Source organism: Neobacillus sp. 114, from assembly GCF_030127045.1.
GTDB lineage: Bacteria > Bacillota > Bacilli > Bacillales > Cytobacillaceae > Neobacillus > Neobacillus rhizophilus.
Window position 1 is genome coordinate 35,001 of sequence record NZ_CP126144.1, and the last position, 19,859, is coordinate 54,859.

The following is a 19,859-nucleotide window of genomic DNA, read 5'->3' on the forward strand; positions in this document are numbered from 1 at the left end:
TGGGGATAACAGGCTTATCTCCCCCAAGAGTCCACATCGACGGGGAGGTTTGGCACCTCGATGTCGGCTCATCGCATCCTGGGGCTGTAGTCGGTCCCAAGGGTTGGGCTGTTCGCCCATTAAAGCGGTACGCGAGCTGGGTTCAGAACGTCGTGAGACAGTTCGGTCCCTATCCGTCGTGGGCGCAGGAAATTTGAGAGGAGCTGTCCTTAGTACGAGAGGACCGGGATGGACGCACCGCTGGTGTACCAGTTGTCTTGCCAAAGGCATCGCTGGGTAGCTATGTGCGGACGGGATAAGTGCTGAAAGCATCTAAGCATGAAGCCCCCTCGAGATGAGATTTCCCATAGCGTCAAGCTAGTAAGATCCCTGAAAGATGATCAGGTTGATAGGTCAGAGGTGGAAGCGCGGTGACGTGTGGAGCTGACTGATACTAATCGATCGAGGACTTAACCAAAATCGAAAAGCGGAAGCGGCCGGTTAGCAACGTATGGCCTGGAGGGCTTTGACTGAGATAAAGGAAACACGATGAGCGATAGCGAATCGATGTTGACTTATCGTAGGGAAAAGACCGAAGGACACTAGTTGCTGGACGCTGGAGCTAGACAATTATCAAAGTAATATGACGAACTCGTTCTTATAAACTTCTTCTGCATTATCTAGTTTTGAGGGAATGAAACCTCTAATTTAATAGGTCCGGTAGCAATGGCGAGAAGGTCACACCCGTTCCCATCCCGAACACGGAAGTTAAGCTTCTCAGCGCCGATGGTAGTTGGGACGCAAGTCCCTGTGAGAGTAGGACGCTGCCGGGCAAGCAAAAAGACAACTATTTTCAGGTTGTCTTTTTTTTGTTGGTTATTTATGCTTGAATGATGCATGAGAACCGTCCCCGTGCATCAATAAAAAATCGATATTAGACATACACCCAATTGTGAATGGCGACATATATTATTATTGCGGATGCGAAAATTCGAAAAATTGTATACAAATTTTTGTTATCGGGCAGAATGGGTGTATGGAGGTGGAGCGATTGAGTTCAAACTTAGCACATAACCATTTAAGGGAAACATGCGTTATTTGTGAGAATCTTAAAGCGAAAGGCATACATCTATACACTTCTTTTATTTGCACAGAATGTGAAAATGATTTAATTCAAACAGACACGAGCGATCCAAAATATAAACATTATTTGAAACAGCTTAAAAAAATTACGACTCCGGAAATATTTTCATAACAAAGTCCTGATTGGGGCTTTATTTTTTTTCCTTAAAACGAGACAATAGGTTAGAATCTTAACAAGGATGTAAGGAAATGTTTAAGCAGATGAAAACACCTTTATATGATGCGTTAATGAAACATGAAATCAGGAAACCTGTTTCATTTCATGTTCCTGGACATAAATATGGTCTTATTTTTGATGCGAATGCACAAGAGCACTTTAAACAAATTCTAAAGCTGGATGCAACTGAGTTAACTGGATTAGATGACTTGCATTCTCCTGAAGGAGCAATTTTAGAAGCGGAAGCCCTTTTAACGCAGCTTTACCAATCAAAGAAAAGTTACTTTCTTGTAAATGGCTCCACTGTCGGAAATATTGCCATGATTTTAGCGGCGTGCTCGGAGGAAGATACGGTCCTGGTACAAAGGAATAGCCATAAGTCGGTCATGAATGCTATACAGCTGGCCAAGGCAAGACCCATATTTCTGGAGCCGGAATATGACCAAGAATGGATGGTTCCCTCTGGAATATCAGTCGAGACTGTTAAAGAAGCCATCCGTCGGTATCCGAATGCAAAAGCCCTTATATTGACATACCCGAACTACTATGGAATGGTATATGATTTGCAAGGGATTATTCAGGAGGCGCACGGGCATAACATCCCAGTCCTAGTGGATGAGGCACACGGGCCCCATTTTATCCTCGGAAAGCCTTTCCCAGCATCAGCTGTTCAACTTGGTGCGGATATTGTTGTGCAGTCAGCGCATAAGACACTCCCGGCCATGACGATGGGGTCCTTTTTGCATGTTAATAGCAGTCTTATTGAGAGTAAAAAAATCAAGGGTTACTTGGAAATGTTTCAGTCCAGCAGCCCGTCTTATCCGATAATGGCATCGCTGGATTTGGCGAGAGGCTATCTAGCAGCCTATGAGCAGACGGATTTAGAGTTTTTACAAAGCGAGATCCACTTATTTAAAAAGGATTTGGCCGATGTTTCCGCGATTAAGGTATTAGACTACCCAAATCAGCAGGGGGATTTATTAAAAATCACGCTTCAGTCACGAAGCAAATTAAGTGGCTTTGAGCTGCAGCAAAGGCTGGAGGAATACTCCATTTATACAGAATTAGCAGATCCAAATAATGTCCTTTTCATACTTCCACTACTGAAGGATGGCCAAAAGTATCCTTTTAGGGAAACGGCCGTAAAAATAAAAGAGGCTCTAAAAGATACTTTTTGTGATTGTGGCGAGAAAAAGGAAGAATTTCAATTAAGTAATAATCGAATTTCTGAGTTAGCTATTCCTTTCAAAAAGATGGGCGATTATGAGGAGTGGGAAATTTCTAATTCTGAAGCAGAGGACAAGGTTTGTGCGGAAACGATTATTCCTTATCCTCCTGGGATTCCGCTTTTGTTAAAAGGAGAACGAATCACTGCTGAAAAGCTAAGCCGCTTACATAATCTGATGAAAACGGGGGCAAGGTTTCAAGGTGGGTCCTTATTAAGAAAAAGTATGCTGAAGGTTTTTCGGACAACTTAAGATATACAGTTTTGGAGGTTTCATTGATGACGAACGGAACATTTATTACATTTGAGGGCCCGGATGGGGCAGGCAAGACTACAATCCTCAGTATGGTTGCTGAGCAGCTGCCAATGGCAATGGTTACAAGGGAACCTGGCGGCATTGATATTGCGGAACAAATTCGCCGCGTCATTTTGTCAAAAGAAAATACGGCCATGGACCCGCGGACGGAGGCGTTGCTCTATGCTGCCGCAAGAAGACAGCATTTAATTGAAAAAGTAAAACCTGCCTTAGAAGAGGGAAAGGTTGTTTTGTGTGACCGCTTCGTTGATAGCTCCCTGGCTTATCAAGGCTATGCACGGGGATTGGGAATTGATGAGGTATGGTCGATTAACCAATTTGCGATCGAGAAGATGATGCCAGATTTGACGATCTACTTTGATATTGAGCCGGAAGCTGGGCTCGAGCGAATTAATAAGAATAAAGGCAGAGAAGTTAACCGCTTGGATTTGGAAAACCTGGAGTTTCACCAAAAGGTGAGAGAAGGCTATCATATCCTTTTAGACCGATTCCCCGGCCGGATTATCAAACTTGATGCCTCAAGAACAATCGAGGATATTTTTCAACAAACACTCGATATAATTAAATCAAAACTAACAGAAAGAAAGCCTTCGCTATAAGGCTTTTTTTGCTAGCAAGGAAAACCTTCCTAATTATTGCGAATGTAAGTCCCCAAAGAAACTGTTATAATATAGGATAAGTAATGCCGGAAATTCTAAAGGAGAGGGTGGATTTACTATGAAACTTATTATTGCGGTGGTTCAAGACCAGGACAGCAATCGTTTGTCAAAGGCGTTAGTGGAAAATAATTTTAGAGCTACAAAGCTGGCGAGTACTGGCGGGTTTTTAAAATCAGGAAATACCACTTTCATAATCGGTACTGAAGATATTCGCGTTGACCGGGCTCTGCAGATTATTAAGGATAACTGCCGCGCCCGCGACCAGCTAGTGTCACCTGTTTCGCCAATGGGCGGCAATGCCGACTCTTATGTCCCTTATCCAGTAGAAGTCGAGGTTGGCGGCGCAACGGTTTTCGTGCTGCCGATTGAGCAGTTTTTACATTTTTAGCTAATAAGAAAGTATAAACTTTCTTAACGCATAAGGGCAACTCGCCTCATGAACCGCATTATGGGGCTCGCCAATCGGCGAGTTTTCTATAAATTCCTATTCTTTAGTTAGTGAGTGATAATCTTGGTGAAAACCTGGGGTCAACTGGAGGAGCTGCAGCCGGCGGTCCTCCGTATGTTAAAAAATAGCTTATTAAAAAATCGGGTGGCTCACGCTTACCTTTTTGAGGGCATGAGAGGAACGGGGAAAAAAGAAATCGCCGAACTTCTAACCAGGGCTCTTTTCTGTGAATCGTTAATTGATGGCTATAAACCTTGTGAGGCCTGCAGCAGCTGCCGGCGTATCATTAGCGGAAATCATCCAGATGTGCACATTATCGAGCCGGACGGTCAATCTATTAAGGTAGAACAAATCAGAAACCTCCAGGCGGAGTTTTCCAAAAAAGGAGTAGAATCCTTAAAAAAGGTCTATATGCTGGTTCACGCTGATAAGATGAGCGTAAGTGCTGCCAATAGCCTCCTTAAATTTCTCGAGGAACCTAATGCCGAAACGGCTGCAATATTACTAACCGAACAGCCTCAGAAAATCATTCCGACGATTCTCTCAAGATGCCAGGCTTTAACCTTCCAACCGCTATCACCGCAAAAACTGGTAAGTCAGTTGGTTGAAAACGGTGTAACACCGCAAAAAGCCCCATTACTTGCACAGTTGACTAATAGTCTGGATGAGGCGCTAGAATTAAATGTCGATGAATGGTTTGCACAAGCCCAAAAAATAGTGGTAAAATTATATGAGGTGTTAGAAAAAAATCAGCTCGAAGCGATGGTCACGCTTCAGACCGATTGGTTCTTGCACTTTAAGGAGAAGGAACAAATTCAACGTGGGTTAGACTTATTACTTCTTATTTTTAAAGATTTATTATATATACAATTAGATAAGCAGGAGCAAATTGTTTTCCAAAATGAATTGGAACGCATGCAGCAGTTTGCTCTAAGAACATCAAGGCGGCGCTTAACGGCTCAAATGTCAGCTATTCTCGAAGCGAAGAGAAAGCTTGCTGCGAACATGAATCCTCAGCTGATGATGGAACAGCTTGTGCTTAAATTGCAGGAGGGATCTTGAATTTGTATGATGTTGTAGGAGTACGCTTTAAAAAAGCGGGGAAAATCTATTATTTTGATCCTGGAGACCTCCCAATTCAAAAAGATGACTTTGTCATTGTCGAAACCGTCCGCGGGGTGGAATATGGCAGGGCTGTGATACCCCGGAAGCGGGTTGAGGAACATGATGTGGTCCTTCCGTTAAAAAAGGTTGTTAGAATTGCGGATCAGAAGGATCGGATGATTGTCGAGGAAAATAAGCAGGCGGCCCAGGAAGCCTATGAGGTTTGTAATGAAAAAGTAACTGAACATCAACTGGATATGAAGCTGGTGGATGTTGAATATACATTTGATCGCAATAAAATTATTTTCTATTTTACAGCGGATGGACGAGTTGATTTCCGTGAGCTTGTCAAGGATTTGGCAGCCATCTTTCGGACAAGGATCGAATTGCGCCAAATTGGGGTCCGCGATGAAGCCAAGATGCTTGGCGGGATCGGCCCGTGTGGAAGAATGCTGTGCTGTTCCACTTTCTTAGGGGATTTTGATCCTGTGTCGATTAAAATGGCAAAGGATCAAAATCTATCTTTAAATCCTACCAAAATTTCAGGTTTATGCGGCCGACTTATGTGCTGCTTAAAATATGAAAATGATGAATACGAATCGGCTAAAGAACAGCTGCCGGATTTGGGAGAAGTCATTGAAACTCCTAATGGCAGGGGAAAAGTGGTAGGTTTGAATATTTTAGAGCGGGTTCTTCAGGTGGAATTGACAGAACAAGAGCGGGTTCTGGAATATACACTAGATGAAATCATTAAAGAAGGTGCCTTTTCGATACAATCCACAGATTAATGAGGTGGAAGGCGTGGATAAAAAAGAGATATTTGAATCAGTAAGTAATATGGAAACACAAATTGGCCATCTTTACCAGCAGCTTGGGGAATTAAAGGAGCACTTAGCTGAAATACTAGAAGAAAATCATTGTTTAAAGCTTGAAAATGAGCATTTAAGACGCCGTTTAGATGTAACCACAGAAGCTGAGAAGAAGGATAGTAGCAGCAAAAAGGCAGAGGAGGCGGCACAAACCCCATCTCCCAATGTAAAGCCGTTTGATGTCGGAGAAGGCTATGATAATCTAGCCCGCCTTTATCAAGAGGGATTTCATATCTGCAATCTTCATTTTGGCAGTTTGCGCAAGGAAGGCGACTGTTTATTCTGTCTATCTTTTCTAAATAAGAAATAACCTTAAGAGGCTGACCTTTCATCAGCCTCTATTTTCATACTTTGATAAGGAATGAATGAACATGATTAACTTGAAGGATGATGAACGCTTAGATTATTTGCTGGCCGAGAACTTAAGGATTATTCAAAGTCCATCTGTATTTGCGTTTTCACTGGATGCAGTCCTTTTGGCGAGGTTTGTTTATGTCCCCATCCAAAAAGGAAACCTCATCGACCTTTGCAGTGGCAACGGGGTAATTCCGCTGTTTTTAAGTGCCAGGACAAAGGGCAAAATTACAGGGGTGGAGATTCAGGAACGCCTTTACGATATGGCGGTCAGAAGTATTGAATATAATGGTCTTGAAAATAGGCTCGAGATGATTCTTGGGGATATTAAGGATATGCCGAAAAAATTGGGATACGGCAAATTTGATGTGGTTACCTGCAATCCTCCTTATTTTACGACACCATCAAAGGGAGAAATTAACCCAAATGAACATTTGGCGATCGCCCGTCATGAAATTCTCTGTACGCTTGAGGATGCTATTAAGGCATCTAGCGACCTTGTCAGGCAAGGTGGGAAAGTGGCATTCGTACACCGCCCGGGGCGACTATTGGATATCGTAACTTTTATGCGTCAATATAGGCTGGAGCCAAAGCGAATCCAATTTGTTTACCCGAAAATGGGGAAGGAAGCTAATACCATATTAGTCGAAGCCATTAAGGATGGAAGTCCTGATCTGAAAATTCTCCCACCGCTGATCGTTTATCAAGATAACGATGAATATACCCCAGAAATAAGAGAGATTTTATATGGAGAAAAGTGAGCATTATTTTTATGTGCTGACCTGCAGGGACGGGAGCTTCTATGGGGGTTACACCAATAATCTAGAACGCAGGATACAGCTTCACAATGATGGAAAAGGGGCCAAGTATACAAGGGGCCGCGGTCCGGTTAAACTGACGTACTATAAGGGCTTTGAAAATAAAGGTGATGCCCTAAGAGCCGAATACCATTTTAAAAAGCTGACACGGAAACAAAAGTTGGATTTTTTAGTGAGAGAGATAGGTGATGATGATGTGGCAGCAAAAGAGCTTTGCGAATGAGGAGCAAAAGGGAATTCTCTATTTGGTTCCGACCCCGATTGGAAATCTGGAGGATATGAGCTTTCGCGCGGTACGGATATTGAAAGAGGCAGACCTGATTGCCGCCGAGGATACAAGAAATACAAAAAAGCTGTTGAATTACTTTGAAATTGACACCCCAGTGGTAAGCTACCATGAACATAACAAAGAAATGAGCGGGGAAAAGCTGATTCAAAGGTTAAATGATGGCGCCAAAATTGCATTAGTGAGCGATGCCGGTACACCTGCTATTTCTGACCCTGGCTACGAGCTTGTCGTGCAAGCCACAGCCGAAATGCTGACGGTCGTGCCGCTGCCGGGGGCAAATGCAGGGATCACTTCGTTAATTGCCTCGGGCCTTGTCTGCCAGCCTTTCTATTTTTATGGGTTTCTGCCCCGCAGCAAAAAGGAAAAACGGGAGCAATTAGAAGGACTAAAGCGACAGACGGCTACCATCATATTTTATGAAGCCCCGCACAGGCTGAAGGAAACGCTAGCCCTCATGCTTGAAGTCCTTGGCAGCCGGAAGGTCGCCCTTTGCCGGGAGCTGACAAAAAAGTTTGAGGAATTTATTAGAGGAAATCTCGAAGAGGCTCTACAATGGGCTAATGAAGAGGAAATCCGCGGGGAATTCTGCGTCATCGTTGAAGGAACCAGCAAATTACCGGAGCCCGAAGAGGCCGCTTGGTGGGAGCAGTTAACGATTGAAGAGCATGTCGGACACTACATAACTGAAAAAGATATGTCTTCTAAAGACGCCATTAAACAAACGGCGAAGGACAGAGGATTAAATAAACGGGAAGTTTACCAGGCTTATCATATTGAACCATAAAAAGAGGCTGACATTATGTCAGCCTCTTGGTCTATTTATAAAAGAAGAGATTGCCTTTGGTAAGGAAGTCTTCTTATTTTACTACTTCAAAGTTGCTTTGGATTTCTTTGATTAATTGCTCTGCACCTTCACGGCTTAGAATTAACTTTCCGCCAGCAAGAGCAAGATTATCATCAGAAACCTCACCAGTGATTTGGCAAGTCATATTTGGTTTGTATTTCTTTAAAATAATGCGGTCATCATCAACATAGATTTCAAGAGCATCCTTTTCAGCAATTCCAAGCGTACGTCTTAATTCAATCGGAATAACCACGCGGCCTAATTCATCAACCTTACGAACGATACCAGTAGATTTCATTTTTATTAATCTCCTCTCACTATTAAACAATTATTTTTTTCTCTTTATAATTCGTCATTATTCGACAAAAATTTCATATATTCATAATACCAGCGTTTCCCAAATTCGTCAATTATTTAATTTTGAAAAATAATAAAGAATTTTTACCCATACTGAAAAGGTTGATTTAATAAGGGATTTTTGAATTTCTATTAAATAATTACCATCATTAACATTATAGATAACTAATATTCTTTATTAGACATAAATTCGACAATTCGACAAAATTCTACAAAATCCTATCTTATTTCAAAAATAAGTTTCGTAGTTTGTGGGTGTTTTATGGGTGTATTTTGGAAAATTTTTAAAAAAAATGGAATCCGTCTAAATGCCGGTTTCTTGCACAAAAACGTAATTTTCGGTATATTTTGATGTTAGAGACCAATAAAAAAGGGCAATAATGTTTAGATGGGGATTAATTGTCTATTACAAGAGGAGTGATACAAATGGCGGGAAAATCTTTTTATATTACGACACCGATTTATTATCCAAGCGGTAATTTACATATTGGACATGCCTATACGACGGTTGCAGGGGATGCAATGGCCCGTTATAAGCGGTTGCGCGGGTTTGATGTAAGATATCTAACAGGTACAGATGAGCACGGACAAAAAATTCAGCGCAAGGCAGAGGAAAAAGGCATTACTCCTCAGGCCTATGTCGATGAAATTGTCGGAGGTATTAAAGAGCTTTGGAAGAAGCTTGATATTTCCTATGATGATTTTATCCGGACAACAGAGGACAGACATAAACAAGTTGTCGAAAAGATCTTTGCCAGACTGCTTGAGCAGGGTGATATTTATTTGGATCAATATGAAGGCTGGTACTGTACGCCTTGTGAATCCTTTTTTACTGACCGCCAGCTTGTTGACGGGAACTGCCCGGATTGCGGCCGCCCGGTCGAAAGGGTAAAGGAAGAATCGTACTTTTTCAGAATGAGCAAGTACGTGGACAGACTTCTGCAATATTATGAGGAGAATCCTGAATTTATCCAACCGGAATCCCGCAAGAATGAAATGATCAACAACTTCATTAAGCCGGGCCTTGAGGATTTGGCCGTTTCAAGGACAACCTTTGACTGGGGCATCAAAGTGCCGGGCGATCCAAAACATGTAATCTATGTTTGGATTGATGCGCTTTCCAATTATATTACCGCACTTGGTTATGGCACCGAAAACGACGCTAACTACTTAAAATACTGGCCGGCAGATGTACATTTAGTCGGTAAAGAAATTGTCCGTTTCCACACCATTTATTGGCCAATTATGCTGATGGCGCTCGACCTTCCGCTGCCAAGGAAAGTATTTGCTCATGGCTGGCTGTTAATGAAGGATGGGAAAATGTCGAAGTCAAAGGGAAATGTTGTCGATCCAGTGACATTGATTGACCGCTATGGCCTTGATGCACTTCGCTACTATCTGTTACGTGAGGTTCCTTTTGGAGCAGATGGTGTCTTCACTCCAGAAGGGTTTATCGAAAGAATCAATTTTGATTTAGCGAATGACCTTGGAAACCTCCTAAACCGGGCAGTTGCGATGATTGAAAAATATTTTAATGGGATTATTCCCGACTATGCAGGTTCTGTTGGTGAATTCGATGAGTCCTTGCTCCAAACAAATCAAGAGACTATTACCAAGTATGAAGAAGCCATGGAGAAAATGGAGTTTTCTGTTGCATTAAGCTCCGTTTGGCAGCTAGTCAGCAGGACAAATAAATATATTGATGAAACACAGCCATGGACGTTAGCTAAGGATGAGGCAAAGAAAAGCGAGCTTGCCAGCGTTATGGTTCATTTAGCGGAATCACTGCGCCGAATTGGGATTCTTCTTCAGCCATTCTTAACGCGGACACCGAATGGGGTCTTCAAACAGTTAGGAATTATCGATGAAGCATTGAAGACATGGGAAAGCCTTGACACATTTGGCAATATTCCAAGCGGAACAAAAGTTGAAAAAGATGCACCATTGTTCCCAAGACTAGAAATCGCTGTGGAAGTCGAATTTATTAAGACTAAGATGCAAGGCGGAACGGCTCCCGCACCTGAAGCAGAAGAAAAGAAAGAGGAGAAGCCTGAAGAACTTGCAGAAATCGCCATTGATGATTTCATGAAAATTGACCTGCGTGTAGCGGAGGTTATCCAGGCAGAACCTATTAAGAAGGCTGATAAATTATTAAAGCTTCAGTTGGATTTAGGCTATGAAAAACGCCAGGTTGTATCAGGAATTGCTCAGTACTATAAACCAGAGGAATTGGTGGGGCGCAAGGTAATCTGTATCACAAACCTAAAACCGGTTAAGCTGCGTGGTGAATTATCTCAAGGAATGATTTTGGCTGGCTCTAAAGACGGGCAGCTGTCTCTGGCAACAGTGGACCAAACACTGCCGAATGGCTCAAAGGTAAAATAAAAAAATGAAAAGCGCCTAGTTTAGGCGCTTTTGCTTTGAGGGATGTCTAGCTGCGGCGCCTAGGGGCTCGGGGTCATAAGCCAATCCGTCAAGAAGGCTAAAAAGCTGCCTTCTCGCCGGCTCGTCTTATGCCTGGCTAACAGAAAGCTAACGCTTCCTGTACGCATTAAGGAGGACTAATCTCTGGCTGCGCTCTCGCTTGCCAGTCGATAAGTCTCCCTATATCGCCCCTGGTCAAGGCGCCTCCGCTTTTCGATGTTCCACGTGAAACAAATTTCGTGGAAATTTCCCTTTTTTCGTGTTTAAGCAGAAAAGAGTAAGATGATGATGAAAAAAGAAAGAAGGGAATAAGATGTTATTCGACACACATGCCCATTTAAATGCCGAACAGTTTAATGAAGACCTTGAAGAGGTAATTGCAAGGGCCAAAAAGGCAGGGGTAACAAATATGGTTGTGGTGGGTTTTGACCGTCCAACCATTACAAGAGCGATGGAATTGGCCGAAAGCTATGAGTTTATTTATGCCTGTGTGGGCTGGCATCCGGTCGATGCCATTGATATGACGGAAGAAGACCTAAAGTGGATTGAGGAACTCGCCGCACATCCAAAGGTAGTCGCAATTGGCGAGATGGGTTTGGATTATCATTGGGACAAGTCGCCTAAGGATATTCAAAAAGAGGTGTTCAGGAAACAAATCCGGCTGGCTAAAAAAGTGAAGCTGCCAATTGTCATCCACAACCGGGAAGCAACTCAAGATATTGTTGAAATATTAAAGGAGGAAGGCGCGGCAGAGGTAGGCGGAATTATGCATTGCTTTAGCGGCAGCGCCGAGACAGCAAAGGAATGTGTGAACATGAACTTTTATATCTCGCTGGGCGGTCCTGTTACATTTAAGAATGCCAAAAAGCCGAAGGAGGTAGCTGCTGAAATTCCGCTTGGTAAGTTGTTAATTGAAACAGACTGCCCGTATTTGGCGCCGCATCCTTACCGGGGAAAACGAAATGAACCGAGCTATGTGAAGTTGGTTGCCGAGCAAATTGCCGAAATAAAGGGATTGACGTACGAAGAGGTGGCCGAGGCAACGACACAAAATGCTAAAAAATGTTTCGCCATAAACTGATAAGGGAAATTGTCGAAACAGTAAGAAGCTTGTCCAAATTTTTTCCGATAACTAAAAGTTCTACACGTCTCCTTTTCAACATAGGATAACCGTGTCGATAAGTTTTCCTTTGCAAAATTTCCAGTTATGTGCATAATTAGGAATATGTTCTCAGGGTATGCAAGGGTTGACAGCCGGCGGCATGGTTTCACTATATCTCCATAAGAAAAGGAGGCGTTTTTCATCGTATTCAAAAACATGAAAAGCCTGTTTTTCCGGTCTTGGAGTGCGAGGAATTTGACCATTGCTTTTGCTAGTTTCGTAGTTTTGCTAACAACTCTTGGAATTCTTTTTTACGAAGGATCAAAGAAAACGGTGGCAATTACTCTTAATGGCGAACAAAAGGTCATCAAAACGCATGCAGATACCATTAAGGAATTATTGGATGAACTGGATGTTTCAATGCGCTCCCAAGACTACTTGTATCCAAAGGCGAGTACGAAGGTAAATGAAAACCTACATATCGTCTGGCTGCAAGCGAAACAGGTTACCATTGTCAAGAACAACGAGAAGAAAACGATTTGGACTACAGCCAAGACTGTAGCGGAGGCTTTGAAAGAACAACATATTGCTTTAAACGAGCATGATAAAGTTTCACCCGGACCGCAGACGGCAATCAAAAATAAGATGAAAATCGGCGTCACCGAGGCCTATCATCTGACTTTCATTGACGGCGGAAAAGAGCAAGCAGTCTGGTCCACTTCGACTACGGTCGCTGACTTTTTAACGCAGCAGGGCACTAAACTAAACGATTTTGACCGAGTTGAACCGCCATTAACAGAAACCATAGCAGAGAATGGTGTTGTTAACGTCATTCGTGTAGAAAAAGTCACCGATGTAGTGGAAGAACCTGTTGAATTTGCCGTGGTTACCAAGAGGGATGACAGCCTTGAGAAAGGGAAAGAACAGACCATCTCTCAAGGTAAAAAAGGGCTCGTTTCCAAACAATATGAAGTCCTAATCGAAAATGGTAAAGAGGTATCAAGGAAGTTAATCAGTGAGCAGATGGTTACAGCAAAACAGGATAGGGTTGTCGCTGTCGGCACGAAAGACTTAGCCCTTCAAGTATCCCGCGGTGAGGCACCTGCAGGAAAAGAGCTTTATGTGACGTCTACAGCGTATACAGCCTATTGTAATGGCTGTTCAGGAAGGACTGCAACCGGTTTTAATTTGCGCTCTAATCCGGACGCTAAAATAATTGCCGTTGATCCAAATATCATTCCGCTTGGCACGAAGGTTTATGTCGAAGGCTATGGCTATGCGGTTGCTGCCGATACAGGCGGGGCCATAAAAGGGTATATAATTGACGTATTTATGCCCTCAAAAGCTGATGCATATCGATGGGGACGAAAAAAAGTAAAGATTACGATAATGCAGTAATTCATTTTGCGGCAGGGGGAAACCCCTGCTTTTTTACTTTTTCTTAAAATTTCTTTATACTTAACAACGAACTCCTAAGCAAATGATTACTAAAGTTTATGAATGGTTTCGTTAATATAGACGATGGACATTACAAAAATGTTTCAACTTTTTTTCAATTATATTTATTTTTTGGAGGCAAAATGAAAATCAAGGAATTTATCGTGGTGGAGGGAAGAGATGATACGACGGCCATTAAACGGGCAGTCGAGGCGGATACGATTGAAACAAACGGGTCCGCAGTTAATCAAGCCACGATTGAAAAAATAAAACGTGCCCAGGAAACAAGGGGAGTCATTATTTTTACTGATCCAGATTATCCTGGTGAAAAAATTAGAAAAACCATTGCCGAACAGGTTCCAGGCTGTAAACATGCTTTCCTGGCAAAAGAGGATGCCTTGGCAAAAAGAGATAAAGGAATCGGGGTTGAGCATGCCTCACCAGATGCAATCAGGGCGGCTTTAAAGGACGCACAAGTCATGCGTGAAGATATTTTAGAAGAAATCAGCCAGGATGATTTAATCACTGCCGGACTAATCGGCGGGGAAGGCGCCAAGGAACGGAGAATTCAATTAGGGAAGCTATTAAAAATTGGCTATACAAACGGTAAGCAGCTGCATAAGCGTCTCATGATGTTTCAAATCAGCAAACAGGAATTTGCTGAGGCACTTAGCAAGGTACGTCAGGAGGAGAGTAATGGATAAAGATATCGCTACCCCTGTGAGAACAAGGGCTATTTTAGAAAAATACGGTTTTTCCTTTAAGAAAAGCCTGGGGCAAAATTTCTTAATCGATACGAATATATTAAAAAAGATTGTCAGCTTTGCGGACCTTACCGATGAATCAGGAGCCATTGAAATTGGCCCAGGAATCGGAGCCTTAACGGAACAGTTGGCCCGTTCGAGCAAAAAGACCGTTGCTTTTGAAATTGATCAAAGGCTTCTGCCAATTTTAGAGGATACGTTGTCACCATATTCGAATGTAAAAGTCATTCATAATGATGTGTTAAAGGCTGATGTTGCGGAGGTTATTGCTGCTGAATTTGCTGACATTTCTGATTTGATGGTGGTTGCTAATCTGCCTTATTATGTAACGACGCCGATTATTATGAAGTTGCTTGAAGAGCATTTGCCGATTCGCGGCATCGTTTGTATGCTCCAAAAAGAAGTAGCGGACCGGATTTCTGCGAAGCCTGGAACAAAGGACTACGGCTCCCTGTCCATCGCGGTTCAGTATTATACTGAAGCGGAGACCGTCATGATTGTGCCAAAAACGGTTTTTGTCCCGCAGCCAAACGTCGATTCTGCGGTCATCAGGCTGACACGGAGGGAAAACCCTGCTGTCCAGGTAAAGGATGAGAACTTCTTTTTCCAGGTGACAAAGGCGAGCTTTGCCCAAAGAAGAAAGACATTATTAAACAACTTAACAAGTGGCCTGCCAGATGGCAAACAAAAGAAAGAGGAAATCCTTGCGGCCTTGGCGGCTAGCGGCATTGAACCGTCAAGAAGAGGGGAAACACTGTCACTCGAAGAGTTTGGCGGCCTAAGCGACGAATTATATGCATACTTCCAATAGACCTTTAAAATAGGTCTATTTTTTTTCACAAGGACAACTACCCATGCATAGCCTATCAAAGAACCTTATTTGAAGGCCTTACCTGCGGTCTTATTGGAGTGACGACAGTGGATATAAAAATAAATGATATTGTCGGCAGACGTTCATATAATTGCGATATTCTCTTTCGAGTTATCGATATACAAAAAATTAATGGCCAGACAGTGGCGATCCTCTATGGCGAGGATTTCCGCCTAGTAGCAGATGCCCCATATCAAGATTTGATGGTAATTAACCCAAATGAGCGGCTAAAGCTCACGAAGGAGTACCGGACGCTCGAGGAGCAATCCTTAAGGCTTTTTACACAGGATGTCGATTTATTGAGGGAGAGGCAGGAATACGAAGCCACTAGTGGCTATGTAAAGCCGAGCAGCTATTTTCAAATCCCCGGAAAAGTCCTTCACCTAGATGGCGACCCTGCCTATTTAAAAAAATGCATGGCCTTATATGAAAAAATCGGTGTACCTGTTTTAGGGATTCATTGCAATGAAAAAGAGATGCCTGCGAAAATTGGCGGCTACATGGACTATTATCGTCCCGACATTCTCGTTATCACTGGACATGATGCTTATTCAAAAGCAAAGGGGAAAATGACTGATATCAATGCGTACCGCCATTCTAAACACTTTGTGGAAACGGTTAGGGAAGCCCGAAGGAAAGTGCCCCATTTGGACCAGCTTGTCATCTTTGCGGGTGCATGCCAATCCCATTTTGAATCGCTTATTCATGCCGGCGCAAACTTTGCCAGCTCCCCATCTAGGATCAACATTCACGCACTTGACCCAGTCTATATCGTCGCCAAAATCAGTTTTACCCCTTTTATGGAAAGAATCAACGTTTGGGAAGTGCTGAGAAATACACTTACAGGTGAAAAAGGGCTGGGAGGAATTGAAACAAAAGGAGTCCTCAGAACCGGAATGCCCTATCACCCTGTTCAAGAGGAGGAATAGGCCTATTAGAGAGGCGAAAAGCTAGTCATCAATATTAAACTACTTTCGCTATGCTCTAATGGGTTTATTTTTTCCCCTTGATACATATTCCCAAACATTTCAGGCAACGCTAAAAATGTTGAAATTTAGCAAAAAAAACAGAACAAAAAATATTGACAATCTTTTTGTCGGACTGATATAATTTATATTTTTGTTTGACATAAGTATGTCAGCGTGATATACTTTACATAGTGAGGTGGACCGAATGACTAAAACCTTAGCGGATATTAAAAAATCCCTGGACTCAAATTTAGGGAAAAGGTTGTTACTAAAGGCCAACGGGGGACGTCGAAAAACAATTGAACGTTCCGGTGTCCTTGCAGAGACGTACCCATCTGTTTTTGTCATCGAACTGGATCAGGATGAGAATGCATTCGAACGAGTTTCCTACAGCTATGCTGATGTTTTAACCGAAACCGTTCAAATTACCTTCTATGAAGAGGCAGCAGGAAATGCAGCTTTAAGCTAGAATATAATCAACGCATGGCAGTAAACCAAAGGTTTACTGCTTTTTGCTGTTCAAAAAGAACTAAAAAACACCTTGGCTGATTCTTCTATCTGTTGATTGGAGCGGAAATCAACAGACCTATATTAAAAAATTATTTAATACCCGAAATTATCTCATACTAATAATGCTGCGACAGGAAAGGGGTTGTTTAGATGGGCAGAAGAAGAGGAATCATGTCAGAACGCTTTAAAGAAGAATTAGCAAAAGAACTTGGATTTTACGATGTTGTCCAAAAAGAGGGCTGGGGCGGCATCCGGGCAAAAGATGCAGGGAATATGGTAAAGCGGGCCATCGAGCTTGCGGAACAGCAATTAACCAGCAGGAACTCGCATAAATCTTAATTCCCACAAGAACTTCCGCTATTTATTTAAACACTTAAACGCCGCAGCAAAGCCGGAGAATCTCCTCCGGCTTTTTTCTTGCTAAAAAAATATCACTTTTTTCTTATCAAAACTATGATAAAATATAAAATTTGATAGGATTCACGTCTTGCAATTGTCGTTTTGTGGTAAAATAGGACAATATATGGATTCGGAAAGCAGGAATGCAGGCAAAAGGAGCCTGTCTCTTAGGATATTTGTAAAAGTAGGTGGACGAGCGTGAAGCTTTTAGTTAAAGCACCGGCTAAAATTAATTTAGCACTGGATGTTTTACATAAACGGCCCGATGGATATCATGAGGTTGAAATGATTATGACCACCATTGATTTAGCCGACCGGGTTGAACTTTCCTTGTTACAGGAGGATAAAATACATATTCTTTCTCATAATCGGTACGTGCCCGATGACCAGCGTAATTTAGCCTACCAGGCTGCACTGCTGCTAAAAAACCGTTTTAATGTAAAGAAGGGTGTATCAATCTCCATTGAAAAAACAATCCCCGTTGCGGCTGGCTTGGCTGGTGGAAGCAGCGATGCAGCAGCAGCTTTAAGGGGCCTTAACAAGCTATGGAATCTTGGACTGACGTTGGATGAACTGGCTCAACTTGGCAGTGAAATTGGTTCAGACGTCTCCTTTTGTGTGTACGGTGGGACCGCGCTGGCAAAGGGCAGAGGGGAATTTATCACCGAACTGCCGGCTCCGCCGACATGCTGGGTTATTTTGGCCAAGCCGTTCATCGGTGTCTCAACTGCTGAGGTTTATCGGCGTTTGGATGTAAACAGAATCACCCACCCAAATATAAACGAAATGATCAATGCCATTGGGCAAAATGACTATCAAAAAGTATGCCAACATGTTGGCAACGTGCTAGAGGAAGTAACTTTAAACCTTCATCCAGAGGTAGCACAAATAAAAGACCAAATGAAACGATTCGGTGCAGATGCGGTATTAATGAGTGGCAGCGGTCCGACCGTTTTTGGGCTGGTTCAGCACGATTCCAGAATGCATCGCATTTATAATGGCCTGCGCGGGTTTTGTGACCAGGTTTTTGCAGTAAGAATGTTAGGTGAACGGCATACGCTTGATTAAAGGCGCACAATAATAGTATCCTTTAATTAGAATATTCGGATTCGGGGGGTTGTTATGAAATTTCGCCGCAGTGAACGTTTGATAGATATGACAAGTTATCTTCTCGATCATCCTCGCCAGTTAGTGCCGCTAACCTTTTTTGCGGAGCGTTATTCTTCGGCAAAGTCCTCAATCAGTGAAGATTTGGCCATTGTCAAAGAGACGCTTGAAGAAAGGGGAATCGGAACGCTGCAAACTGTGCCAGGAGCAGCGGGCGGTGTTAAATTTTTCGTCAAGGTAAGCAAGAGAGAAGCTGAGCCTTTCATTAATGAGCTCTGTCAGCTTATCGGCAGTCCTGACCGGCTTTTGCCCGGCGGCTATTTATATTTGACTGATATTTTAGGCAGTCCGCAGGTGGTGCAAAAGGCAGGAAGAATCATTGCTTCGGCCTATGCGGATGCAAAAATTGATGTCGTCATGACAATAGCCACAAAAGGTATACCGCTCGCGTATGCCGTTGCCAGTCAATTAAATGTTCCGGTAGTGATTGTCAGAAGGGACAGCAAAGTGACAGAAGGGCCGACTGTAAGCATTAATTATGTGTCAGGTTCAGCCAAAAGGATACAAACAATGGTTCTTTCCAAGCGAAGCATGAAGGAAGGGGCAAATGTCCTCATTGTTGATGATTTTATGAAGGCGGGCGGTACAGTCTTAGGTATGGTAAGCATGCTTGAGGAGTTCAATGGCCACGTAGCCGGGATTGCTGTTTTAGTCGAAGCGGAGGAAACTGAGGACAGGTTAGTGGATGACTACTTATCGTTAGTTAAGCTATCAGATGTAGATGTTAAAGAAAAAAGTATCAATGTGGAAGTGGGAAACTTTTTTGATAGGTAAAGGAGAGGAATATACGATGAAAGTTGTACAAACCAATCAAGCCCCGGCTGCAATCGGCCCATACTCACAAGGTATTATTGTAAACAATATATTCTACAGCTCTGGACAAATTCCGTTAACTGCTGAAGGAACAATGGTAACAGGGGATGTAAAAGAACAGACACATCAAGTGTTCCGCAATTTGCAGGCTGTTCTGAGTGAAGCTGGTGCTTCATTAGAAACCGTCGTAAAGGCCACTGTCTTTATCAAAAACATGGACGAATTTGTGGAGGTTAATGAAGTCTATGGTGAATATTTTTCCGTCCACAAACCAGCCAGATCCTGCGTAGAAGTGGCTCGTCTTCCAAAAGACGCCTTAGTTGAAATCGAAGTAGTAGCGCTCGTAAAATAATACGGGCGTTTTTTTGTCAGCAAAAATCCAAAATTTACAAATGTTCACCAATTTGCCCTAATTTTTCAAAAAATTTTTTAAAAATAAAGAAGGAAAACGCAAAATCTTGTTGAATTATTAATCTAACATTGAGAAAAGGGTGTGAGCACATGGAAGTAACTGACGTAAGACTGCGCCGCGTTAATACCGACGGTCGCATGAGAGCGATTGCATCAATCACATTAGATAATGAGTTCGTGGTTCACGACATTCGCGTTATTGACGGAAACAACGGTTTGTTTGTCGCTATGCCAAGTAAACGGACTCCTGATGGAGAATTTCGTGATATTGCGCATCCAATCAATTCAGGAACACGTGGAAAAATCCAAGAAGCTGTATTGGCTGAGTACCACCGTTTAGGTGAATTGGAAGTAGAATTCGAAGAAGCCGGAGCTTCCTGAAGATAATCAACTAGGGCCTTTCTTCTGAGTAAGGCTCTTTTTATTATTTA

General features: G+C 42.7%; 23 protein-coding genes and 2 rRNA genes (1 of these 25 only partly in view). 24 read left to right on the forward strand and 1 reads right to left on the reverse strand.

Annotated elements, in window-relative coordinates; genetic code table 11:
• The 12 genes from QNN06_RS00165 to rsmI form a co-directional block, all read left to right on the forward strand.
• A 23S ribosomal RNA gene (locus QNN06_RS00165) occupies positions 1 to 457 on the forward strand; it begins 2,477 nt to the left of the window's first position.
• Between the two features lie 238 nt (positions 458 to 695).
• Positions 696 to 812 (forward strand): 5S ribosomal RNA (gene rrf / locus QNN06_RS00170).
• Positions 813 to 1,015: 203 nt separating this feature from the next.
• Positions 1,016 to 1,234 (forward strand): sigma factor G inhibitor Gin, encoded by a 219-nt coding sequence (locus QNN06_RS00175; RefSeq protein ID WP_213121164.1) that lies wholly within the window; start codon positions 1,016 to 1,018, stop codon positions 1,232 to 1,234.
• Positions 1,235 to 1,311: 77 nt separating this feature from the next.
• Positions 1,312 to 2,757: an aminotransferase class I/II-fold pyridoxal phosphate-dependent enzyme gene (locus QNN06_RS00180; RefSeq protein ID WP_284036731.1), complete on the forward strand. Its 1,446-nt coding sequence runs from the start codon at positions 1,312 to 1,314 to the stop codon at positions 2,755 to 2,757.
• A gap of 26 nt (positions 2,758 to 2,783) precedes the next feature.
• Complete coding sequence (gene tmk, locus QNN06_RS00185; protein ID WP_284036732.1) at positions 2,784 to 3,419, forward strand: dTMP kinase; 636 nt, start codon at positions 2,784 to 2,786, stop codon at positions 3,417 to 3,419.
• Between the two features lie 118 nt (positions 3,420 to 3,537).
• On the forward strand, positions 3,538 to 3,867 hold the full coding sequence (locus QNN06_RS00190; protein WP_213121161.1) for a cyclic-di-AMP receptor: 330 nt from the start codon (positions 3,538 to 3,540) through the stop codon (positions 3,865 to 3,867).
• 123 nt (positions 3,868 to 3,990) lie between these two features.
• A complete protein-coding gene (holB, locus tag QNN06_RS00195; RefSeq protein ID WP_284036733.1) occupies positions 3,991 to 4,989 on the forward strand; it encodes a DNA polymerase III subunit delta' in 999 nt (332 codons plus the stop codon).
• A gap of 2 nt (positions 4,990 to 4,991) precedes the next feature.
• Positions 4,992 to 5,819 (forward strand): PSP1 domain-containing protein, encoded by an 828-nt coding sequence (locus tag QNN06_RS00200; RefSeq protein ID WP_213121159.1) that lies wholly within the window; start codon positions 4,992 to 4,994, stop codon positions 5,817 to 5,819.
• A 13-nt stretch (positions 5,820 to 5,832) separates the two neighbouring features.
• Complete coding sequence (gene yabA / locus QNN06_RS00205) at positions 5,833 to 6,210, forward strand: DNA replication initiation control protein YabA (protein ID WP_213121158.1); 378 nt, start codon at positions 5,833 to 5,835, stop codon at positions 6,208 to 6,210.
• Positions 6,211 to 6,271: 61 nt separating this feature from the next.
• On the forward strand, positions 6,272 to 7,015 hold the full coding sequence (locus tag QNN06_RS00210; protein ID WP_213121157.1) for a tRNA1(Val) (adenine(37)-N6)-methyltransferase: 744 nt from the start codon (positions 6,272 to 6,274) through the stop codon (positions 7,013 to 7,015).
• Entirely contained in the window at positions 7,002 to 7,295 is a 294-nt protein-coding gene (locus tag QNN06_RS00215; RefSeq protein ID WP_213121156.1) for a GIY-YIG nuclease family protein, read from the forward strand. The genes QNN06_RS00210 and QNN06_RS00215 overlap by 14 nt, the downstream gene beginning before the upstream one ends.
• Complete coding sequence (gene rsmI / locus QNN06_RS00220) at positions 7,267 to 8,145, forward strand: 16S rRNA (cytidine(1402)-2'-O)-methyltransferase (RefSeq protein WP_284037869.1); 879 nt, start codon at positions 7,267 to 7,269, stop codon at positions 8,143 to 8,145. Before QNN06_RS00215 ends, rsmI begins: the two co-directional genes overlap by 29 nt.
• Positions 8,146 to 8,218: 73 nt before the next feature.
• On the opposite strand, the gene QNN06_RS00225 is transcribed toward rsmI, so the two are convergent.
• Positions 8,219 to 8,509 (reverse strand): transition state genes transcriptional regulator AbrB, encoded by a 291-nt coding sequence (locus tag QNN06_RS00225; RefSeq protein WP_213121168.1) that lies wholly within the window; start codon positions 8,507 to 8,509, stop codon positions 8,219 to 8,221.
• Positions 8,510 to 8,988: 479 nt separating this feature from the next.
• On the opposite strand from QNN06_RS00225, the gene metG reads away from it, so the two are divergent.
• The 12 genes from metG to spoVG all read left to right on the forward strand — a co-directional run bounded on the left by metG (position 8,989) and on the right by spoVG (position 19,809).
• Entirely contained in the window at positions 8,989 to 10,947 is a 1,959-nt protein-coding gene (gene metG, locus QNN06_RS00230; protein WP_284036734.1) for a methionine--tRNA ligase, read from the forward strand.
• Positions 10,948 to 11,299: 352 nt separating this feature from the next.
• Positions 11,300 to 12,067, forward strand: coding sequence for a TatD family hydrolase (locus tag QNN06_RS00235; protein ID WP_217037423.1), 768 nt, complete (start codon positions 11,300 to 11,302; stop codon positions 12,065 to 12,067).
• Positions 12,068 to 12,304: 237 nt separating this feature from the next.
• Positions 12,305 to 13,486, forward strand: coding sequence for a G5 and 3D domain-containing protein (locus tag QNN06_RS00240; protein ID WP_213121152.1), 1,182 nt, complete (start codon positions 12,305 to 12,307; stop codon positions 13,484 to 13,486).
• Between the two features lie 182 nt (positions 13,487 to 13,668).
• Positions 13,669 to 14,229: a ribonuclease M5 gene (gene rnmV / locus QNN06_RS00245; protein WP_213121151.1), complete on the forward strand. Its 561-nt coding sequence runs from the start codon at positions 13,669 to 13,671 to the stop codon at positions 14,227 to 14,229.
• The gene (gene rsmA, locus QNN06_RS00250; protein ID WP_217037422.1) at positions 14,222 to 15,100 is read left to right on the forward strand and encodes a 16S rRNA (adenine(1518)-N(6)/adenine(1519)-N(6))-dimethyltransferase RsmA; all 879 of its coding nucleotides are present in this window, start codon (positions 14,222 to 14,224) and stop codon (positions 15,098 to 15,100) included. Before rnmV ends, rsmA begins: the two co-directional genes overlap by 8 nt.
• A gap of 98 nt (positions 15,101 to 15,198) precedes the next feature.
• Entirely contained in the window at positions 15,199 to 16,089 is an 891-nt protein-coding gene (gene yabG / locus QNN06_RS00255) for a sporulation peptidase YabG (RefSeq protein WP_372447650.1), read from the forward strand.
• Positions 16,090 to 16,333: 244 nt separating this feature from the next.
• On the forward strand, positions 16,334 to 16,597 hold the full coding sequence (veg, locus tag QNN06_RS00260) for a biofilm formation stimulator Veg (RefSeq protein ID WP_213121148.1): 264 nt from the start codon (positions 16,334 to 16,336) through the stop codon (positions 16,595 to 16,597).
• A 191-nt stretch (positions 16,598 to 16,788) separates the two neighbouring features.
• Positions 16,789 to 16,977, forward strand: coding sequence for a small, acid-soluble spore protein, alpha/beta type (locus QNN06_RS00265; RefSeq protein WP_213121147.1), 189 nt, complete (start codon positions 16,789 to 16,791; stop codon positions 16,975 to 16,977).
• 258 nt (positions 16,978 to 17,235) lie between these two features.
• Positions 17,236 to 18,105 (forward strand): 4-(cytidine 5'-diphospho)-2-C-methyl-D-erythritol kinase, encoded by an 870-nt coding sequence (gene ispE / locus QNN06_RS00270; protein WP_213121146.1) that lies wholly within the window; start codon positions 17,236 to 17,238, stop codon positions 18,103 to 18,105.
• A 54-nt stretch (positions 18,106 to 18,159) separates the two neighbouring features.
• A complete protein-coding gene (gene purR, locus QNN06_RS00275) occupies positions 18,160 to 18,978 on the forward strand; it encodes a pur operon repressor (protein ID WP_213121145.1) in 819 nt (272 codons plus the stop codon).
• Between the two features lie 16 nt (positions 18,979 to 18,994).
• Positions 18,995 to 19,369 (forward strand): 2-iminobutanoate/2-iminopropanoate deaminase, encoded by a 375-nt coding sequence (ridA, locus tag QNN06_RS00280; RefSeq protein WP_213121144.1) that lies wholly within the window; start codon positions 18,995 to 18,997, stop codon positions 19,367 to 19,369.
• Positions 19,370 to 19,518: 149 nt separating this feature from the next.
• The gene (spoVG, locus tag QNN06_RS00285; RefSeq protein ID WP_003347151.1) at positions 19,519 to 19,809 is read left to right on the forward strand and encodes a septation regulator SpoVG; all 291 of its coding nucleotides are present in this window, start codon (positions 19,519 to 19,521) and stop codon (positions 19,807 to 19,809) included.
• Positions 19,810 to 19,859 lie beyond the last annotated feature (50 nt).

What these genes read in the sequence shown, in the direction of transcription:
- QNN06_RS00175 (WP_213121164.1), top strand. Translation starts at nt 1,016, where the DNA reads ATGGAGGTGGAGCGATTGAGTTCAAACTTAGCACATAACCATTTAAGG.
- QNN06_RS00180 (WP_284036731.1), top strand. Translation starts at nt 1,312, where the DNA reads ATGTTTAAGCAGATGAAAACACCTTTATATGATGCGTTAATGAAACAT.
- tmk (WP_284036732.1), top strand. Translation starts at nt 2,784, where the DNA reads ATGACGAACGGAACATTTATTACATTTGAGGGCCCGGATGGGGCAGGC.
- QNN06_RS00190 (WP_213121161.1), top strand. Translation starts at nt 3,538, where the DNA reads ATGAAACTTATTATTGCGGTGGTTCAAGACCAGGACAGCAATCGTTTG.
- QNN06_RS00210 (WP_213121157.1), top strand. Translation starts at nt 6,272, where the DNA reads ATGATTAACTTGAAGGATGATGAACGCTTAGATTATTTGCTGGCCGAG.
- QNN06_RS00215 (WP_213121156.1), top strand. Translation starts at nt 7,002, where the DNA reads ATGGAGAAAAGTGAGCATTATTTTTATGTGCTGACCTGCAGGGACGGG.
- rsmI (WP_284037869.1), top strand. Translation starts at nt 7,267, where the DNA reads ATGTGGCAGCAAAAGAGCTTTGCGAATGAGGAGCAAAAGGGAATTCTC.
- metG (WP_284036734.1), top strand. Translation starts at nt 8,989, where the DNA reads ATGGCGGGAAAATCTTTTTATATTACGACACCGATTTATTATCCAAGC.
- QNN06_RS00235 (WP_217037423.1), top strand. Translation starts at nt 11,300, where the DNA reads ATGTTATTCGACACACATGCCCATTTAAATGCCGAACAGTTTAATGAA.
- QNN06_RS00240 (WP_213121152.1), top strand. Translation starts at nt 12,305, where the DNA reads ATGAAAAGCCTGTTTTTCCGGTCTTGGAGTGCGAGGAATTTGACCATT.
- rnmV (WP_213121151.1), top strand. Translation starts at nt 13,669, where the DNA reads ATGAAAATCAAGGAATTTATCGTGGTGGAGGGAAGAGATGATACGACG.
- rsmA (WP_217037422.1), top strand. Translation starts at nt 14,222, where the DNA reads ATGGATAAAGATATCGCTACCCCTGTGAGAACAAGGGCTATTTTAGAA.
- veg (WP_213121148.1), top strand. Translation starts at nt 16,334, where the DNA reads ATGACTAAAACCTTAGCGGATATTAAAAAATCCCTGGACTCAAATTTA.
- QNN06_RS00265 (WP_213121147.1), top strand. Translation starts at nt 16,789, where the DNA reads ATGGGCAGAAGAAGAGGAATCATGTCAGAACGCTTTAAAGAAGAATTA.
- purR (WP_213121145.1), top strand. Translation starts at nt 18,160, where the DNA reads ATGAAATTTCGCCGCAGTGAACGTTTGATAGATATGACAAGTTATCTT.
- ridA (WP_213121144.1), top strand. Translation starts at nt 18,995, where the DNA reads ATGAAAGTTGTACAAACCAATCAAGCCCCGGCTGCAATCGGCCCATAC.
- spoVG (WP_003347151.1), top strand. Translation starts at nt 19,519, where the DNA reads ATGGAAGTAACTGACGTAAGACTGCGCCGCGTTAATACCGACGGTCGC.